Source organism: Mycolicibacterium sp. 624 (assembly GCF_040548615.1).
Lineage (GTDB): Bacteria > Actinomycetota > Actinomycetes > Mycobacteriales > Mycobacteriaceae > Mycobacterium.
On sequence record NZ_JBEPRZ010000006.1, the window covers coordinates 195,813 to 212,182 of the forward strand.

The 16,370-nt window shown below is 68.7% G+C and carries 14 protein-coding genes; 11 read left to right on the forward strand and 3 right to left on the reverse strand.

The genetic code is table 11. The features are described from left to right. Positions 1–2 precede the first annotated feature (2 nt). Positions 3–1,046, reverse strand: coding sequence for an alpha/beta hydrolase (locus ABIA65_RS23290; protein ID WP_354525040.1), 1,044 nt, complete (start codon positions 1,044–1,046; stop codon positions 3–5). 142 nt (positions 1,047–1,188) lie between these two features. On the opposite strand from ABIA65_RS23290, the gene mqo reads away from it, so the two are divergent. From mqo to ABIA65_RS23345, 11 genes are read left to right on the forward strand one after another with little or no spacing between them, the layout of a single operon-like run. Further along, positions 1,189–2,715, forward strand: coding sequence for a malate dehydrogenase (quinone) (mqo, locus tag ABIA65_RS23295; protein ID WP_241399664.1), 1,527 nt, complete (start codon positions 1,189–1,191; stop codon positions 2,713–2,715). A gap of 10 nt (positions 2,716–2,725) precedes the next feature. Then, on the forward strand, positions 2,726–3,190 hold the full coding sequence (locus ABIA65_RS23300) for a GNAT family N-acetyltransferase (RefSeq protein ID WP_241399663.1): 465 nt from the start codon (positions 2,726–2,728) through the stop codon (positions 3,188–3,190). Continuing rightward, positions 3,180–5,051 (forward strand): magnesium chelatase subunit D family protein, encoded by a 1,872-nt coding sequence (locus ABIA65_RS23305; protein WP_354525041.1) that lies wholly within the window; start codon positions 3,180–3,182, stop codon positions 5,049–5,051. The genes ABIA65_RS23300 and ABIA65_RS23305 overlap by 11 nt, the downstream gene beginning before the upstream one ends. A gap of 21 nt (positions 5,052–5,072) precedes the next feature. After that, on the forward strand, positions 5,073–5,687 hold the full coding sequence (cobO, locus tag ABIA65_RS23310; protein WP_354525042.1) for a cob(I)yrinic acid a,c-diamide adenosyltransferase: 615 nt from the start codon (positions 5,073–5,075) through the stop codon (positions 5,685–5,687). A 30-nt stretch (positions 5,688–5,717) separates the two neighbouring features. Continuing rightward, a complete protein-coding gene (locus ABIA65_RS23315) occupies positions 5,718–7,094 on the forward strand; it encodes a cobyrinic acid a,c-diamide synthase CobB (RefSeq protein WP_354525043.1) in 1,377 nt (458 codons plus the stop codon). 19 nt (positions 7,095–7,113) lie between these two features. Then, complete coding sequence (cobA, locus tag ABIA65_RS23320; RefSeq protein WP_241399659.1) at positions 7,114–8,334, forward strand: uroporphyrinogen-III C-methyltransferase; 1,221 nt, start codon at positions 7,114–7,116, stop codon at positions 8,332–8,334. 22 nt (positions 8,335–8,356) lie between these two features. Continuing rightward, positions 8,357–9,937, forward strand: a complete 1,581-nt coding sequence (locus ABIA65_RS23325; RefSeq protein ID WP_241399658.1) for an MFS transporter — start codon at positions 8,357–8,359, stop codon at positions 9,935–9,937. A gap of 57 nt (positions 9,938–9,994) precedes the next feature. Then, on the forward strand, positions 9,995–11,476 hold the full coding sequence (locus tag ABIA65_RS23330; RefSeq protein ID WP_354525044.1) for an MFS transporter: 1,482 nt from the start codon (positions 9,995–9,997) through the stop codon (positions 11,474–11,476). Then, complete coding sequence (locus ABIA65_RS23335) at positions 11,473–12,159, forward strand: VOC family protein (RefSeq protein WP_354525045.1); 687 nt, start codon at positions 11,473–11,475, stop codon at positions 12,157–12,159. Before ABIA65_RS23330 ends, ABIA65_RS23335 begins: the two co-directional genes overlap by 4 nt. A 49-nt stretch (positions 12,160–12,208) precedes the next feature. Then, positions 12,209–13,951 carry a proline--tRNA ligase gene (locus ABIA65_RS23340; protein ID WP_241399655.1) on the forward strand — a complete coding sequence of 581 codons (1,743 nt, stop codon included), beginning with the start codon at positions 12,209–12,211 and terminating at the stop codon, positions 13,949–13,951. A gap of 27 nt (positions 13,952–13,978) precedes the next feature. Continuing rightward, positions 13,979–14,965 carry a calcium/sodium antiporter gene (locus tag ABIA65_RS23345; protein WP_241399654.1) on the forward strand — a complete coding sequence of 329 codons (987 nt, stop codon included), beginning with the start codon at positions 13,979–13,981 and terminating at the stop codon, positions 14,963–14,965. Between the two features lies 1 nt (position 14,966). Here ABIA65_RS23345 and ABIA65_RS23350 read toward each other — a convergent pair whose 3' ends face one another. Beyond that, entirely contained in the window at positions 14,967–15,380 is a 414-nt protein-coding gene (locus tag ABIA65_RS23350; protein WP_241405728.1) for a ferritin-like domain-containing protein, read from the reverse strand. A 329-nt stretch (positions 15,381–15,709) separates the two neighbouring features. Further along, positions 15,710–16,222 (reverse strand): hypothetical protein, encoded by a 513-nt coding sequence (locus tag ABIA65_RS23355; RefSeq protein WP_371746816.1) that lies wholly within the window; start codon positions 16,220–16,222, stop codon positions 15,710–15,712. Positions 16,223–16,370: the final 148 nt, after the last annotated feature.

Here is a 16,370-nt window from a genome sequence, read left to right on the forward strand (position 1 = left end):
TATCAGCCTTGTCCGGTTTGAGTGCAGGGGGGAGAGATGGTTCCGTCGGGTCGGTCGTCGTCTGTGTGGTCGTAGCTGGTGTCGAGGAAACGCTGCAGCCATCGGTCCAGCTCGCGATAGGCGGCAGCGCGTGGCTGCGCCAGCGAGAGAAACACATCGTGTTTGGCGTCGGCGATGGGCGCGACGGTGGTGTGGTTTCCGACGCAGCCGGCCCACCGTGCGATCTGCGTGACGTCCAGGACGGCGTCACCGCGCTGGATTGCCTCGGGATCGGGAGCCTCGGCAACGCTGTGGCCCGAGCGCAGAATCAGGTTCGGGACGCCGACGTCGAGGCCGCGGTGCAGCCGGGCCTGACCGCGACGGACCGCGTTGATCCACCCCAACGTGACAGGGAAGCCGCCGAGTGGTTTCCACTCCAGGTCGTAGTCGAACTCGCCCGCGTAATCGCGGTGCAGGCTCGTTCCGTACCCGCCCTCGGTCGGTTTGCGGATCACGTGCAGCTTCCGCCAGCGGGCCAGCGCGGCGAGCGCGGCCGATGTGGGTGCCGACCGCAGGATCGCAGGCCCGTGCAGATCGAAGAACGGGCTGTTGAGCACCAACCCGTCGACATCGGTGGACGCACCCCGCTGGCGAACGCGGTCGAGGAACAGCGAGGCGATCAGACCACCCGCCGAGTGCCCGTACACGCACACCTGTGCCCCGCCCGTGTCGGTCGCGATGGCGTCGAGTGCACGGAGCAGTTCGGTGTCGTAGCTGGCCAGGTCGGTGGTGAAGTGCGGGGTCTGCCCGGTGCGCCATGATCGGCCGCACTTGTGCAGGTCGAGGGCGTAGAAGGTGAAGTCACGCTCGGCGAAACGGTCGGCGAGTTCGGTGTTGAAGAAGTAGTCGGTGTAGCCGTGCAACGCCAGGACGGCTCGGCGCGCAGTGCCCCCGTCGCCGCGGCGCACCAGCGTGGCGAAGAGATCTCCCTCACCATCGGGATCGATGCCGAGCGCAATGGTCTGCTGCCAGTAGCCGGGCAGCACATCGGGCTCCCACCGTGTCACGACAGCCACCTTAGCCGCGGGGAGTGTCGTCGCGGGGTACGGCAGGGCCGGTGGGCGGTGGGAAGCAGCGGGCGGCGGGATAACCTAGTGGTTACTGAGCCGTATTGATACGGGTGCGCGATCAAGAAGGGCCGAAGAACAGGTGACTGAGGCAGCCAAGACAGCGAAGACCGACGTCGTACTGGTGGGCGCCGGCATCATGAGCGCCACCCTCGGCGCGCTGCTCCGACTGATGGAACCCGACTGGTCGATCACGTTGATCGAACGCCTCGACGGCGCCGCCGCGGAGAGCAGCGACCCGTGGAACAACGCGGGCACCGGTCACTCGGCACTGTGTGAGCTGAACTACACGCCGCAGCGCTCCGACGGCACGATCGACACCGCCAAGGCCGTCCACGTCAACGAGCAGTTCCAGGTGTCACGCCAGTTCTGGGCGTATGCCGTCGAGAACGGTGTGCTGCCCGACGTCCGCAGCTTCCTCAACCCGATTCCGCACGTGAGCTTCGTGCACGGGGCAGGCAATGTCGACTATCTGCGCAATCGTCGCGAGGCGCTGGTCACCAACCCCCTGTTCGCGACCATGGAGTTCATCGACGACCGCGACGAGTTCGCCCGCCGGCTTCCGCTGATGGCGGCCAAGCGGGACTTCTCCGATCCCGTCGCCCTGAACTGGACGCAGGCCGGCACCGACGTCGACTTCGGTTCGCTGTCAAGGCAACTGATCGGCTACACCGCCCAGCGCGGTATGACGACCCTGTTCGGCCACGACGTGCGCGACCTGCACAAGGAGTCCGACGGCACGTGGACGCTCGGTGTGATCAACCGGCGCACTCGGAGCAAGCGGAAGATCAACGCCAAGTTCGTGTTCGTGGGCGCGGGCGGTGGCGCGCTGCCGCTGCTGCAGAAGTCGGGCATCAAGGAAGTCAAGGGATTTGGCGGCTTCCCCGTCGGCGGCGAGTTCCTGCGCACCAACAACCCCGTGCTGGCCGCCGGTCACCAGGCCAAGGTGTACGGCGCTCCGCCGCTGGGTGCCCCGCCGATGTCGGTGCCGCACTTGGACACCCGTGTCATCAACGGCCGCTCGTGGCTGCTGTTCGGACCGTTCGCGGGCTGGTCGCCCAAGTTCCTCAAGCAGGGCAAGGTGACCGATCTTCCGCTGTCGGTCAAGGCCAACAACCTGGCATCGATGCTCGGTGTCGGTCTGACCGAGGTCAGCCTGGTCAAGTACCTGGTCAGCCAGCTTCTGCTCAGCGAGGACGACAGGGTCAAGGACCTGCGCGAGTTCGCTCCGAGCGCGGTGGCCTCGGACTGGGAGCTCGATGTGGCGGGCCAGCGCGTCCAGGTGATCCGCAAGAAGGGTGCAGGCGGTGTGCTGGAGTTCGGCACGACGGTGCTGTCGGCCGAGGACGGCAGCATCGCGGGTCTGCTCGGTGCGTCGCCGGGTGCATCGACCGCCGTGCCCGCGATGTTCGACGTGATGGAGCGCTGCTTCCCGGATCGCTTCGAGACATGGCGGCCCAAGCTCAAGGAGATGGTGCCGTCCTTCGGTACCGAGCTCTCGGGGGCGCCGAAGCTGTACCAAGAGGTCTGGGACTGGGGCACAAAGGTGCTCAAGCTCGACGAGCCCAAGGCACAGATCGCCGCAGTCCAGGCCGCGGCGTCGGCGTGATGGTCACCACGTGACGATCGCTCCGAGGCGCAGTTGGGCCAAGGACCTCGACGCGGCAACGCTGTACGAACTGCTCAAGCTTCGCGTCGAGGTGTTCGTCGTCGAGCAGGCCACGCCGTATCCAGAACTCGACGGCCGCGACCTGCTGGCCGAGACACGGCACTTCTGGCTGGAGGACACCGACGGCCGCGTGGTCTCGACGCTGCGGCTGATGGAGGAGCACCCGGGCGGTGAGAAGGAGTTCCGCATCGGTCGGGTGTGCACCAAGCGCGCCGAACGCGGGCACGGACACACCAGCCGTCTGATGCAGGCCGCGCTCGCCGAGGTCGGCGACTACCCTTGCCGCATCAACGCACAGATTTACCTCGAGGAGATGTACGCCAAGCACGGATTCGTCCGTGACGGTGACGAGTTCCTCGACGACGGTATCCCGCACGTTCCGATGTTGCGCAGTGGTGGTTCCCATGGCGGCTGAACCCGGTTACCCGTTTAGTGCCTTGGTGGGCCAGGACCGCCTGCGACTCGCGCTGGTGCTCTGCGCGGTGCGACCCGAGATCGGCGGCGTGCTGATTCGCGGGGAGAAGGGCACCGCGAAGTCGACGGCGGTGCGGGCGCTCGCCGACGTGCTGTCCGCGATCGACGATGACGCCAGGCTGGTCGAGTTGCCGATCGGAGCCACCGAGGACCGTGTCGTGGGTTCGCTGGACCTGCAACGGGTTCTGCGCGACGGCGAGCACGCGTTCTCGCCGGGTCTGCTGGCCCGGGCGCACGGTGGAGTCCTCTACGTCGATGAGGTCAACCTGCTGCATGACCACCTCGTGGACGTGCTGCTCGACGCCGCGGCGATGGGTCGGGTGCATGTCGAGCGGGACGGCGTCTCGCACAGTCACGATGCGCGGTTCATGTTGGTGGGCACCATGAATCCCGAAGAGGGAGAACTGCGTCCGCAGTTGCTCGACAGGTTCGGGCTGACGGTCGACGTGCGCGCCTCGCGCGACGTCGACGTTCGCGTCGAGGTGATTCGGCGCCGGATGGACTTCGAGGCCGACCCGGCGGAATTCGCGTCGCGCTATGCCGACGAGGACGCGCAGCTCGCCAAATCCATTGCCGAGGCCCGCGCGTCGGTCGCCGATGTCGTTCTGCCGGACAGTGAACTGCGTCGCATCGCAGCGCTGTGCGCGGCGTTCGACGTGGACGGGATGCGCGCCGATCTGGTGGTCGCCCGCACTGCGGTGGCGCACGCGGCATGGCGGGGCTCTTGCGCCGTGGAGGAACAGGATGTTCGCGTGGCAGCCGAACTCGCGCTGCCGCACCGGCGTCGTCGCGATCCGTTCGACGATCCGGGTCTAGACCCCGATGTGCTCGATGAGGCCATGACCCAGGCCGGTGAATCGGCGGATGCCCCCGAGTCTGACCCCGAACCCGATCCCGACCCGCCCGGCGGTGGTGGCGCATCCGAGCCCTCGGCGGGAGAGCCTCCCGTGGAAGGCAATTCGACTCGGCCGGGGTCGTCGGGATCGCGTCCGAACGCGCCGGCGTCGTCGACGTTCAAGACCAAGGCACTGGTGGTACCCGGCGTCGGTGAGGGTGCCCCGGGCCGACGTTCACGGGCGCGCAACCGCACCGGTACGACGGTGGCGGCCACCGAGGATCCTCTAGCCGGTCACGGCGTGCACCTGTTCGGCACGCTGCTGGCCGCGGCGGGTCATCAATCGGGCGCGGGGCGGATGTCGGTATCGCCCGACGATGTGCGGCGTGCGATCCGTGAGGGCCGCGAGGGCAACCTGGTGATCTTCGTGGTCGATGCCTCCGGTTCGATGGCAGCGCGCGACCGGATGGCAGCCGTCGGTGGCGCGACGCTGTCGCTGCTGCGCGATGCCTACCAGCGTCGCGACAAGGTCGCGGTGATCACGTTCCGGGGCCAGCAGGCTCATGTCGTGCTGCCGCCGACGTCGTCGGTGCACATCGCGAGCCGTCGCCTGGCCAACTTCGACACCGGCGGTAAGACGCCGCTGGCCCAGGGTCTGCTCACCGCCCGCGATCTCGTCGTGCGGGAGAAGGCGCGCGACCGTGCCCGGCGTGCCCTGGTGGTGGTCCTCACCGACGGCCGCGCCACCGGGGGAGCCGATCCGTTGGGTCGCAGTCGGGCCGCCGCGGGGCTGCTGGCCGCCGAGGGCACCGCGTGTGTCGTGGTCGACTGCGAGACGTCCTACGTGCGACTGGGATTGGCCGACGAACTCGCCCGACAACTGGGTGCGCCCGCGGTGCGCCTTGCACACCTGCGCGCCGATTCGCTCACCCGGCTGGTCACGGCCGGGACCGAACTCGCCGCCTGAACGACCGGTAGGGAGACGCTGATGCCACAGGGCCAACCGATCGAGGTGCCCGCCGACGGGTTGACCACCAAGGCCCGCCGCAACGCCCCGCTGCTCGCGGTGCACACCGGCCCCGGCAAGGGAAAGTCCACCGCGGCGTTCGGGATGGCGCTGCGAGCGTGGAACCAGGGGTTCGACATCGGCGTGTTCCAGTTCGTCAAGAGCGCCAAGTGGAAGGTCGGCGAGGAGGCCGCCTTCGCCGAACTCGGCCGCCTGCACGACGAGCGCGGCGTGGGCGGTCCGGTGCAGTGGCACAAGATGGGTTCGGGTTGGTCCTGGTCGCGTAAGCAGGGATCCGAGGTCGACCATGCCGCCGCCGCAGCCGATGGCTGGGCCGAGATCACCCGCAGGCTCGCCGAGGAACGGCACGGGTTCTACGTCCTCGACGAGTTCACCTATCCGCTGAAGTGGGGGTGGATCGACACCGACGAGGTCATCGAGGTTCTGGCCGCCCGCACGGGTACCCAGCACGTCGTCATCACCGGCCGGGACGCCCCACAGCGGCTTGTGGACGCCGCTGACCTCGTCACCGAGATGACCAAGGTGAAGCATCCGATGGACAGCGGCCGCAAGGGCCAGCGGGGCATTGAGTGGTGAGTGGGCCAGTGTGGTGAGTGGGCCAGTGTGGTGAGTGCTCCCGCCGTCGTCATCGCGGCGCCGTCATCGGGCAGCGGTAAGACCACCGTGGCCACCGGACTGATGGGCGCGTTGCGGCGAGCCGGGCAGCGCGTCGCACCCTTCAAGGTCGGACCCGACTTCATCGACCCCGGTTACCACGCGCTGGCCACCGGTCTACCGGGGCGCAACCTCGATCCGGTGCTGGTGGGGGACTCGCTGATCGGTCCGCTGTACCGGCACGGTGCCGCTGGCGCCGACGTCGCCGTCGTCGAGGGCGTGATGGGGCTTTTCGACGGCCGAATCGACCCGGCCTGGGCCGGTGCGGCCCGCGGATCCACCGCCCATGTCGCGGGCCTGCTGGGTGCGCCGGTGGTGCTGGTCGTCGACGCGCGTGGCCAGAGTCACAGCATCGGGGCGCTGCTGCACGGGTTCTCGACGTTCGACGAGACCGTCCGCATCGCGGGCGTGATCCTCAACCGGGTTGGCTCACCGCGCCACGAGGAGGTGCTGCGCCAGGCCTGCGATCAGGCCGGGGTGCACGTGTTCGGCGCCATCCCACGCGCCGACGAACTGTCGGTTCCGTCACGGCATCTGGGCCTCGTGACGGCTGTCGAGCACGGAGCGCTGGCACGGCGCGCGGTCGAGGCGATGACCGAATTGGTGGCCCGGCACGTCGACACGGGCGCGGTGCTCGCCGCCGCCCGATCGCACGTACCGGATGCGCCATGGGATCCGGTGGTCGCCGAACCCGTGACCGGCGGGGTCGTCGTGGCGGTGGCCGCGGGCCGCGCGTTCAGCTTCGGCTACCCCGAACACATCGAGCTGCTGACAGCCTCCGGTGCAGAGGTGGTCGAGTTCGATCCGCTGCTCGACCCACTCCCGAGCGCCGTCGACGCGCTGGTGCTGCCTGGCGGCTTCCCGGAGCAGTTCACCGCCGAGCTTTCCGCCAACGACGTTGTGCGAGGGCAGATCTCGGCCCTCGCAGCAGCGGGTGCTCCTGTTCATGCGGAGTGTGCCGGGCTGGTCTACCTCGTCGACGACCTGGACGGCACCCCGATGTGCGGCGTGCTGGCGGGGACGGCGCGGTTCACCGACAAGCTCACCATCGGCTATCGCGATGCCGTCGCGACGTCTGACTCGTCGGTGCACCCGACCGGTGCACGCGTCGTGGGCCACGAGTTCCACCGCACGAAGGTGACGTTCGCCCGAGACTACGACCCCGCGTGGGTATTTCGGACGGGTGTCCAGGCGCGCGGGGCCACCGCCACCGACGGTGCGGTGCGCGCCGGAGTTCATGCCGCCTATCTGCACACCCATGCCGCGGCGCATCCATTGGCGGTGACCCGCTTCGTGGCCGCGGCGGCAGCCTCTAAGCTCGCCGGGTGACGCGCACGCGAGGAGCAACGTGACTGATAACGCCTATCTCGTCGGACTCCGACTGTCCGGCCGGAAGGTGGTCGTGGTCGGCGGCGGCACTGTCGCCCAGCGCCGGTTGCCCCTTCTGTTGGCCAACGGCGCCGACGTCCACGTCGTCGCCCGGGCCGTGACGCCCGCCGTCGAGGCCCTTGTCGACCAGCAGCCCGGCATCACGCTGGAGGTGCGCGACTACCGCGACGGTGATCTCGACGGCGCCTGGTACGCCATCGCCGCCACCGACGACGCGGAGGTCAACGCGGCCGTCGTCGCCGAGGCCGAGCGCGGGCACGTGTTCTGCGTCCGCGCCGACGCCGCGCGCGACGGCACGGCCGTGACACCCGCCTCCTTCGAGTACGAGGGGCTGTCGGTCGGAGTGCTGGCCGGCGGCGATCACCGCCGCTCGGCGGCGATCCGCAACGCCATCCACGAGGCCCTGCAGAGCGGCGTGCTCACCGACGAGGTCACCGAGGCGATGCGCGGAACGGTCGCGTTGGTCGGCGGTGGCCCCGGGGACCCCGAACTCATCACCGTGCGGGGCCGCAGACTGCTCGCACAGGCCGACGTCGTGGTCGCCGATCGCCTCGCGCCTCCGGAGTTGCTGGCCGAACTCGCGCCCCACGTCGAGGTCATCGACGCCGCGAAGATCCCGTACGGCAGGGCCATGGCGCAGGACGCCATCAACGCGGTCCTCATCGACCGCGCCAGGGCGGGCAAGTTCGTCGTCCGGCTCAAGGGCGGCGATCCGTTCGTGTTCGCGCGGGGCTATGAGGAGGTCCTGGCGTGCACCGAGGCGGGGGTTCCCGTGTCGGTCGTGCCCGGTGTGACGAGTGCCATAGCGGTGCCCGCATTGGCCGGTGTTCCGGTCACCCACAGGGCCGTCAACCACGAATTCGTGGTGGTCAGTGGGCATCTCGCACCAGACCATCCGGAATCGTTAGTGAATTGGAATGCGCTGGCCTCGCTGTCCGGCACGATCGTGCTGCTGATGGCCGTCGAGCGCATCGAGCTATTCGCGAAGGTGTTGTTGGAAGGCGGCCGACCAGCGGATACGCCGGTGATCGTCGTACAACACGGCACCACGGCCTCACAGCGGACCCTGCGCACCACCCTGGCGGCCGCGGGCGAGGAGATCCGCGCCGAGGGCATCCGACCTCCCGCGATCATCGTGATCGGGTCCGTCGCGGCCTTTCGTCAGATAAAGGGTTCTTAAGATTACTGTAAGGTAACCCGGTATGACCGCTCTCAGCGATGAAGAGCGCGCCGCGGCCCGAAACGACGCCGAAGGCGCCAGCAAGCGGGCCCTTCCAGTCCGCGTGCAAGCCGATGAAACGAAGCGAAGCAGCTGGTACCCAGCCTGGCTGCCATCTCAGCGGTTCCTTGCCGCCGTCATCGCGATCGGCGGCATGCAGCTGCTGGCAACGATGGACAGCACCGTCGCCATCGTCGCGCTCCCTAAGATTCAGGACGAGCTCAACCTGTCGGACGCGGGCCGCAGCTGGGTGATCACCGCCTACGTGCTGACGTTCGGCGGCCTGATGCTGCTCGGTGGCCGCCTCGGCGACACCATCGGCCGCAAGCGCACCTTCATCGTGGGCGTCGGCCTCTTCACCATCGCCTCGGTCCTGTGCGGTATCGCGTGGGACGAGTCCACTCTGGTCCTCGCGCGTCTGCTGCAGGGTGTCGGCGCGGCGATCGCCTCGCCGACGGGCCTGGCGCTGATCGCCACCACGTTCCCCAAGGGTCCGGCGCGCAACACGGCCACCGCGGTGTTCGCCGCGATGACCGGCGTCGGGTCGGTGATGGGCCTCGTCGTCGGCGGCGCACTGACCGAGGTGTCCTGGCGCTGGGCGTTCCTGGTCAACGTGCCCATCGGCCTGGTCATGATCTACCTGGCGCGCAAGACGCTGCGCGAGACGAACCGCGAGCGGATGAAGCTGGACGCCGCGGGCGCCATCCTGGCGACACTCGCCTGTACGGCCGCCGTCTTCGGCTTCTCGATGGGGCCCGAGAAAGGCTGGTCGTCGGCCCTCACGCTCGGTTCCGGCTTGGCGGCGCTGGTGTTCTTCACCGCCTTCGTCTACGTCGAGCGCAATGCGGTCAACCCCGTCGTCCCGTTCAGTCTGTTCCGTGACCGCAACCGGGTCGCCACGTTCGCGGCGGTGTTCCTGGCCGGCGGCGTGATGTTCACGCTGACGGTGCTGATCGGCCTGTATGTCCAGGACGTCATGGGCTACAGCGCCCTGCGCGCCGGTATCGGCTTCATTCCCTTCGTCATCGCGCTGGGCATCGGACTCGGGTTGTCCTCGTTCCTGGCCTCGCGGTTCCCGCCGCGGGTGCTGGTGATTGCGGGCGGCGTGCTGGTGCTGGCGGCGATGATCTACGGCTCGACGTTGCACGGCGACATCCCCTACTTCCCGAACCTGGTTATCCCGATCACCGTCGGTGGTCTCGGCATCGGCATGATCGTGGTGCCGCTCATGATCTCGGCCATCGCGGGCGTCGGCTTCGACGAGATCGGTCCGGTATCGGCCATCGCCCTGATGCTGCAGAACCTCGGCGGACCCGTCGTGCTTGCGATCATTCAGGCCGTCATCACGTCGCGCACGCTCTACCTGGGCGGAACCACCGGTCCGGTGAAGAACATGGACGCCGCGCAGCTGCACGCGCTGGACCAGGGCTACACCTACGGCCTGCTGTGGGTGGCTGCCGTCGCCGTCGTGGTCGGCGCGGTGGCTCTGTTCATCGGCTACACCGCTGAGCAGGTCGCGCATGCCCAGGAGGCCAAAGACGCCCTCGACGCCGGAGAGATCTAACTCGACCACGGCGTTGTCACCAATGGGTGCCGTCACCAATCGGTAGTGTCGCAAAGCATGTCTGCCGAGCGCAGTACCGCACCGCTGTCCTCGTCGGTGCTCGGCACAGCCATCATCGCGATCACCGGCATGCAGCTGATGTCGACGCTCGACGGCACCATCGTCATCGTCGCGTTGCCCCAGATGCAGGCCGACCTCAACCTCTCCGACGCGGGCAAGAGCTGGGTCATCACGGCCTACGTCCTGGCGTTCGGCGGTCTGCTGCTGCTTGGTGGTCGCGTCGGTGACGCGATCGGGCACAAGCGGGCCTTCCTGTCGGGTGTCGGCGTGTTCACCATCGCGTCGCTCGTGTGCGGGCTGGCCAACGACGAGTACACGTTGATCGCCGCGCGTGCACTGCAGGGAATCGGGGCGGCTGTCGCGGCGCCGACGGGGCTGGCACTGATCGCCACCACCTACGCTGTGGGCCGCGCGCGCAATCAGGCCATGGCGGTGTCGGCGGGCATGCAGGCCTGCGGGTCTGTCCTCGGCCTGGTGCTCGGTGGCCTGTTCACCGTCATCTCCTGGCGGCTCGCGTTCCTGATCAACGTGCCGATCGGCATCGTCATCATCGCGATTGCGGTGTTTCAGATCGCCGAGACCACCCACGAGCGGCTCAAACTCGACATCACGGGCACGCTGCTGGCCACCCTCGGCTGCACCTCGGCCGTCCTGGTCTTCACCCAGGGCCCACCGCGCGGCTGGGTCGACCCGTGGGTGATCGGCGCCGCGGTGGCCTCGGTGTGCTTCTTCGTCGCGTTCTTCGTGGTGGAACGCACCGCCGACAACCCGCTGGTGCCGTTCTCGGTGTTCAACGACCGCAACCGGGTGGCGACGTTCGCCGCGTGGTTCCTCGGCGGCGGGGTGTTGCTGACCGTGACGGTGATGGTCGGCCTGCTGGCTCAAGACGTCCTCGGGTACTCCGCGTTGCGGGCCGGGATCTGCTTCCTGCCGTTCGCGGCGGCGGTCGGCGTCGGCAACGTGCTGGCCACCAGGTTGGCGCCATTGTTCGCGCCCCGCTGGCTCATAATCGGCGGCGGCCTGTTCGTTCTGGCGGCCATGCTCTACGGCTCCACGCTGACCCGCGACATCCCGTACTTCCCGGACCTGTTCGGGCCGATCGTGGTGGGCGGCTTCGGAATCGGCATCATCTCGGTGATCCTGCCGCTGTGCGCCGTCGCAGGTGTCGGACCGAGCGAGATCGGGCCGGTTGCGGCGATCACGCTCATGGTGCAGAACCTCGGTGGGCCCCTCGTGCTGGTCGTCATCATGGCCGTGCAGACCTCCCGCACGCTCTACCTCGGCGGCACCACCGGACCGGTGAAGAACATGACGCCTGCCCAACTCGACGCGCTGGGACAGGGCTACACCTATTCGCTGCTGTGGGTGGCGGGGGTCGCGATCCTGGTGGGTGTTGCCGCGTTCTGGATCGGCTTCTCCGCCCGCGACATCGCCCGCGCGCAGCACACCCGTGAAGCGGTCGAGGCGGGCGAACTGTGAGCGACGCGATGCCGACCCGCGGCCAGATATCCCAGATCGCCGATCCGCTGGGCTGGCGGCTGATCCTCGGTGTGCTCACCACCCACGTGGCTGTGCCGTCGCTGCCCGCCGCGGTGCAGGCCGCCGCCACCGCGGTAGACGCCGTCAGCGATGACGCAGACGGGCACCTGCGCGTCGATCTGCACGCCGACCGGATCGTGCTGCACCTGCAGACCCTCGCTGCCGGCCGGGTCACCGACCACGACCTGGCGCTGGCGCCACGCATCACGGCCGGCCTGGCCGAACGGTCCCTGGACACCCGCCCCGGCGAGGGGTCGGTGACGCCACAGGCGATCGAGATCGCCATCGACGCGCTCGACATTCCCAGGATCCGGCCGTTCTGGCAGGCCGTGACCGGCTATATCGACGAAGCTGCGCCGGTCGATCTGCCGGAGGGCGCCCTGTGTGACCCGCTGCGACGCGGGCCGACCATCTGGTTTCAGCAGATGGACGCCCCGCGTCCCCAACGCAATCGGATCCACATCGACGTCGATGTCGCACCCGAGGTGGCCCAGCCGCGGATCGCCGCCGCGCTGGCCTCCGGCGGCACGCTGGTCAGCGCCGATGCGGCGCCCGCATTCTGGGTGCTGGCCGATCCGGAGGGTAACGAGGTGTGCGTGTGCACCTGGCAGGGGCGGGACTGACGGACGCGACGAGCAGTGGCCACACCGGACATCGCTAAGGTTGTCGGCTGTGATCACCCGCATGTCCGAGCTGTTCCTTCGCACCCTCCGAGACGACCCCGCCGACGCCGAGGTGCCCAGCCACAAACTGCTGATCCGCGCCGGCTATGTCCGGCCCGTCGGTCCCGGGCTGTACAGCTGGCTGCCGCTCGGGCTGCGCGTGCTGCGCAAGATCGAGGCGATCATCCGCAGCGAGATGAACGCCATTGGGGGACAGGAGATCCTGCTCCCGGCGCTGGTACCGCGCGCGCCCTACGAGAAGACGAACCGGTGGACCGAGTACGGGCCCAACCTGTTCCGGCTGCAGGACCGTCGCCGTAACGACTACGCGCTCGGGCCCACCCACGAGGAACTCTTCACGCTGACGGTGAAGGGGGAGTACTCCTCGTACAAGGACTTCCCGCTGCGGCTCTACCAGATCCAGACCAAGTTCCGCGATGAGGCGCGTCCGCGTGCGGGCATCCTGCGTGGCCGCGAGTTCGTGATGAAGGACTCGTACTCGTTCGACGTCGACGAGGGTGGACTGAAGGACGCCTACCACGCCCATCGCGAGGCCTACCAGAGGATCTTCGCGCGTCTGGGCGTGCAGTACGTGATCGTGTCGGCGGTCTCTGGCGCGATGGGTGGCAGCGCGTCCGAGGAGTTCCTGGCCGAGAGTGAGGTCGGCGAGGACACCTACGTGCGCTGCGTGGAATCGGGTTACGCCGCCAACGTCGAGGCCGTGATCACCACGCCGCCCGCGCCGATCCCGTTCGACGGGCTGCCCGAAGCGGTCGTCCACGACACCGGTGACACGCCGACCATCGCCACGCTCGTCGACTGGGCCAACGGCGCGGGCCTGGGCCGTGAGTTCACCGCGGCGGACACGTTGAAGAACGTGATGATGAAGGTCCGTGAGCCCGGCGGTGAGTGGGAGCTTCTGGCCGTCGGCGTCCCGGGTGACCGCGAAGTCGACGACAAGCGGCTTGGTGCGGCTCTCGAGCCGGCGGAGTACGTGATGCTCGGTGATGCCGACTTCGCCAAGCACCCGTTCCTGGTGAAGGGTTACATCGGCCCGAAGGGCTTGCTGGCCAACGGTGTTCGCTATCTGGTCGATCCGCGGGTCGTGGACGGCACGGCGTGGCTCACCGGGGCCGACGAGCAGGGCAAGCACGTTCTGGACCTGGTGGTCGGCCGCGATTTCACGCCCGACGGCACCATCGAGGCGGCCGAGGTCCGCGACGGCGACCTCTCGCCCGACGGCAGGGGCCCGCTGGTGTCGGCGCGCGGTATCGAGATCGGTCACATCTTCCAGCTCGGCCGCAAGTACACCGACGCCTTCACCGCCGACGTGCTCGGTGAGGACGGCAAGCCGGTGCGCCTGACCATGGGCTCCTACGGTGTCGGGGTGTCGCGCCTGGTCGCCGTCATCGCCGAGCAGCACCACGACGATCTCGGCCTGCGGTGGCCCAGTGCGGTCTCGCCGTTCGACGCCTACGTGGTGATCGCCAACAAGGACGACGACGCCAGGACTGGCGCGACGGAACTGGCCGGTGCACTGGATCGGCTCGGGCTCGAGGTGCTTCTTGACGATCGCAAGGCCTCACCCGGCGTGAAGTTCAAGGACGCTGAACTGCTCGGGGTGCCGTGGCTCGTCGTGGTCGGCCGCGGGTGGGCCGACGGCGTGGTCGAGTTGCGCAACCGGTTCACCGGTGAGAACCGCGAGATTCCGGTCGACTCGGCTGCCGCGACGATCGCCGAGGCCATCGCGTAGGCACTTTCGCCACTGGGGGACGCCGGGATGTTGACGGATGTGTCGTGGTTTCTGGTCGGGTTGATCGCGTTGGTGATCGGGGCCGACGTCATGGTCCGGGGCAGCGTCGAGGTCGCCGCGCGGCTGGGGATCAGCCCGATTGTCATCGGCCTGACGGTGGTGTCGATCGGCACCAGCATGCCCGAACTGGCCATCGGTATCACGGCGGCCAGGGAGGGCGGCGGGGAGCTGGCCGTCGGCAACATCGCTGGCACCAACGTCGTCAACATGCTGCTCATCCTCGGGCTGAGCGCCCTGATTCTGCCGCTCGCGATGCAGATGCGGACGCTGCGCTTCGAACTGCCGGTGATGGCGGGGGCCGCGGTCGCTATGTGGGTGTTGGCGGCCGACGGCACGCTGTCACGGATCGACGGTGCGATTCTGGTGACCGGTGCGATCTGCTACATCGTTGCGCTGATCCACGTCACGCAGCGTGAGTCACGCGTTGTGGCAGGCGAGTTCGCCCACGCCATATCGGCTGACGAGCCCGGTGAGGCGGCGTCGTCTGAAAGGCGTCCGCTGGCGCTGTACGTGGCGATGATGCTCGTCGGCATCGTCATCGTGGTGGTGGGCGCGGACTGGCTCGTCAACGGTGCCGTCGGATTGGCGCGTGAGTTCGGTGTCTCCGACGCGTTGATCGGCCTGACCGTGGTGGCCATCGGCACGTCGGCGCCGGAGCTGGTCACGACCGTGGTCTCGACGATTCGTGGTGACCGCGACGTCGCCGTCGGAAACCTGCTCGGCAGCAGCATCTTCAACATCCTGCTGATCCTCGGCGTCACCTGCCTGGTACCCGCGCACGGTTTGGCGTTGCCGGACAGCCTGGTCCGCATCGATATCCCGATCATGGTGGGCGTCGCCCTGCTGTGCGTCCCGATCTTCATCACGGGACGGCGGGTGTCCCGCATCGAGGGCGGCGTCATGGTCGCCGCTTACCTGGTCTATCTGGGATATCTGCTGGCGGCGCAAACCTGAGCTACTCGGTGCCTCCGGGGAACGCGACGGTGCTCGGTGAGGTGCCGAGTACGGCGCGCCATCTGGCCGCGGTGACCGCCGCCTGAGTCAGCGCCGTCACGGCGAACGCGCGGTCCTCGGTCGTCGTCGCCTGTTCGAGCACCGCCCGCCATGCGACCGCGCTGTCCTCCTCCATCCGCGTCGCCAGCTGGGCCGCGTCCTGCGGCGTGTTGACCGCGATGGGGATCTCGTAGCCGACGGCGGGCAGGGGCGCGGTGACGTCGCGATCGGTCAGCCGGGCGATCGCGTCCTCACGGAGCTTGCGGTGCGCGGCCATCGCCTCGGCGACGATGTCGTTGACCTCGGGTGCGGAGTGCGCCGATACCAGGCCGTACCCGTAGATCACGCCGTGCTCGGTCGCGACAGCGTCGAACAGCGCCGCGTCGGGTCCGTCGCTGGGGCGTGCCGGGTCAGTGGTCCGGCTCGTGGACGACTCCGAGGTGGTCGTCGTGGGTTGAGTCGTGGTCGGTTGAGTCGTGGTCGGTTGAGTCGTGGTCGGTTGAGTCGTCGTCGGTTGAGTCGTCGTGGTGGTGCTGGGCGGCTCAGTCGTCGTAGCCGCGGGTGGGGCCGCGGGCGGGTTGCTGGTGGCGGGCGGCACTGGCGTTGTGGTCGACGTGGTCGGCGCCGACCTGGTGGTGGGTGGCACCGGCGTGGTGGCCGATGTGGTGGCCGGTGCGGTCGTGGCCGGTCCGGGCAGCGGCCCTGTCATGGCGCCACCTCGGCCAGGGCGACGGTGTACGCGGCTGTGCACGCCGCGGTGATGGAGCCGAGTAACCCGGCGCGGTAACCCGCCTGTTCGGCGGCCGCCTGGGCGGCGCTGCCCGCGGACTTCGCGAGAGCCACGACGACGTCCTGCGGTGTGGGAGCGACCACGGGCTCTCCCGGGGTGGGAGGGGGTGACGTGGAGGTCGCGGAGGCGCTCGAGGACGTCGGTTCCTGGCCTGTCACACGGATGATCTCCTCGGTGAGCGCCTCGGCGTGCGCGGTGCGCTCGGCGGCGACGACGGTCAGGGCCGCGGCGATGGGCGGCGGGGCGGCCGCGGCAGCGTCTGCGGCCAGCTGGCTGTCGGCTCGGGCGAGGTCGATCTGGGTGACCAGTGAGCTGAGATCGGCTGGGGGGGTCTTGGACCCACAGGCGACCGACGTGGTGCTCAGCAGCGCCAGGGCGGCAGCACCAATCAGGACATGCCGCCTGCTGAGGGAGGGAGTGCTGGTCACGTTCGACATCGTGGGTCATCCTGCCATCCCGCAGGATCCGGTCAGTCGGCCGTGCGTTCGACCGGCTGACCTGTCGTTGGCCAATCGGGCGTCCTGGACTGGCGTATCGTTGATACTCGATCCCGAGGGTCAGTAGCCCGGGATCACG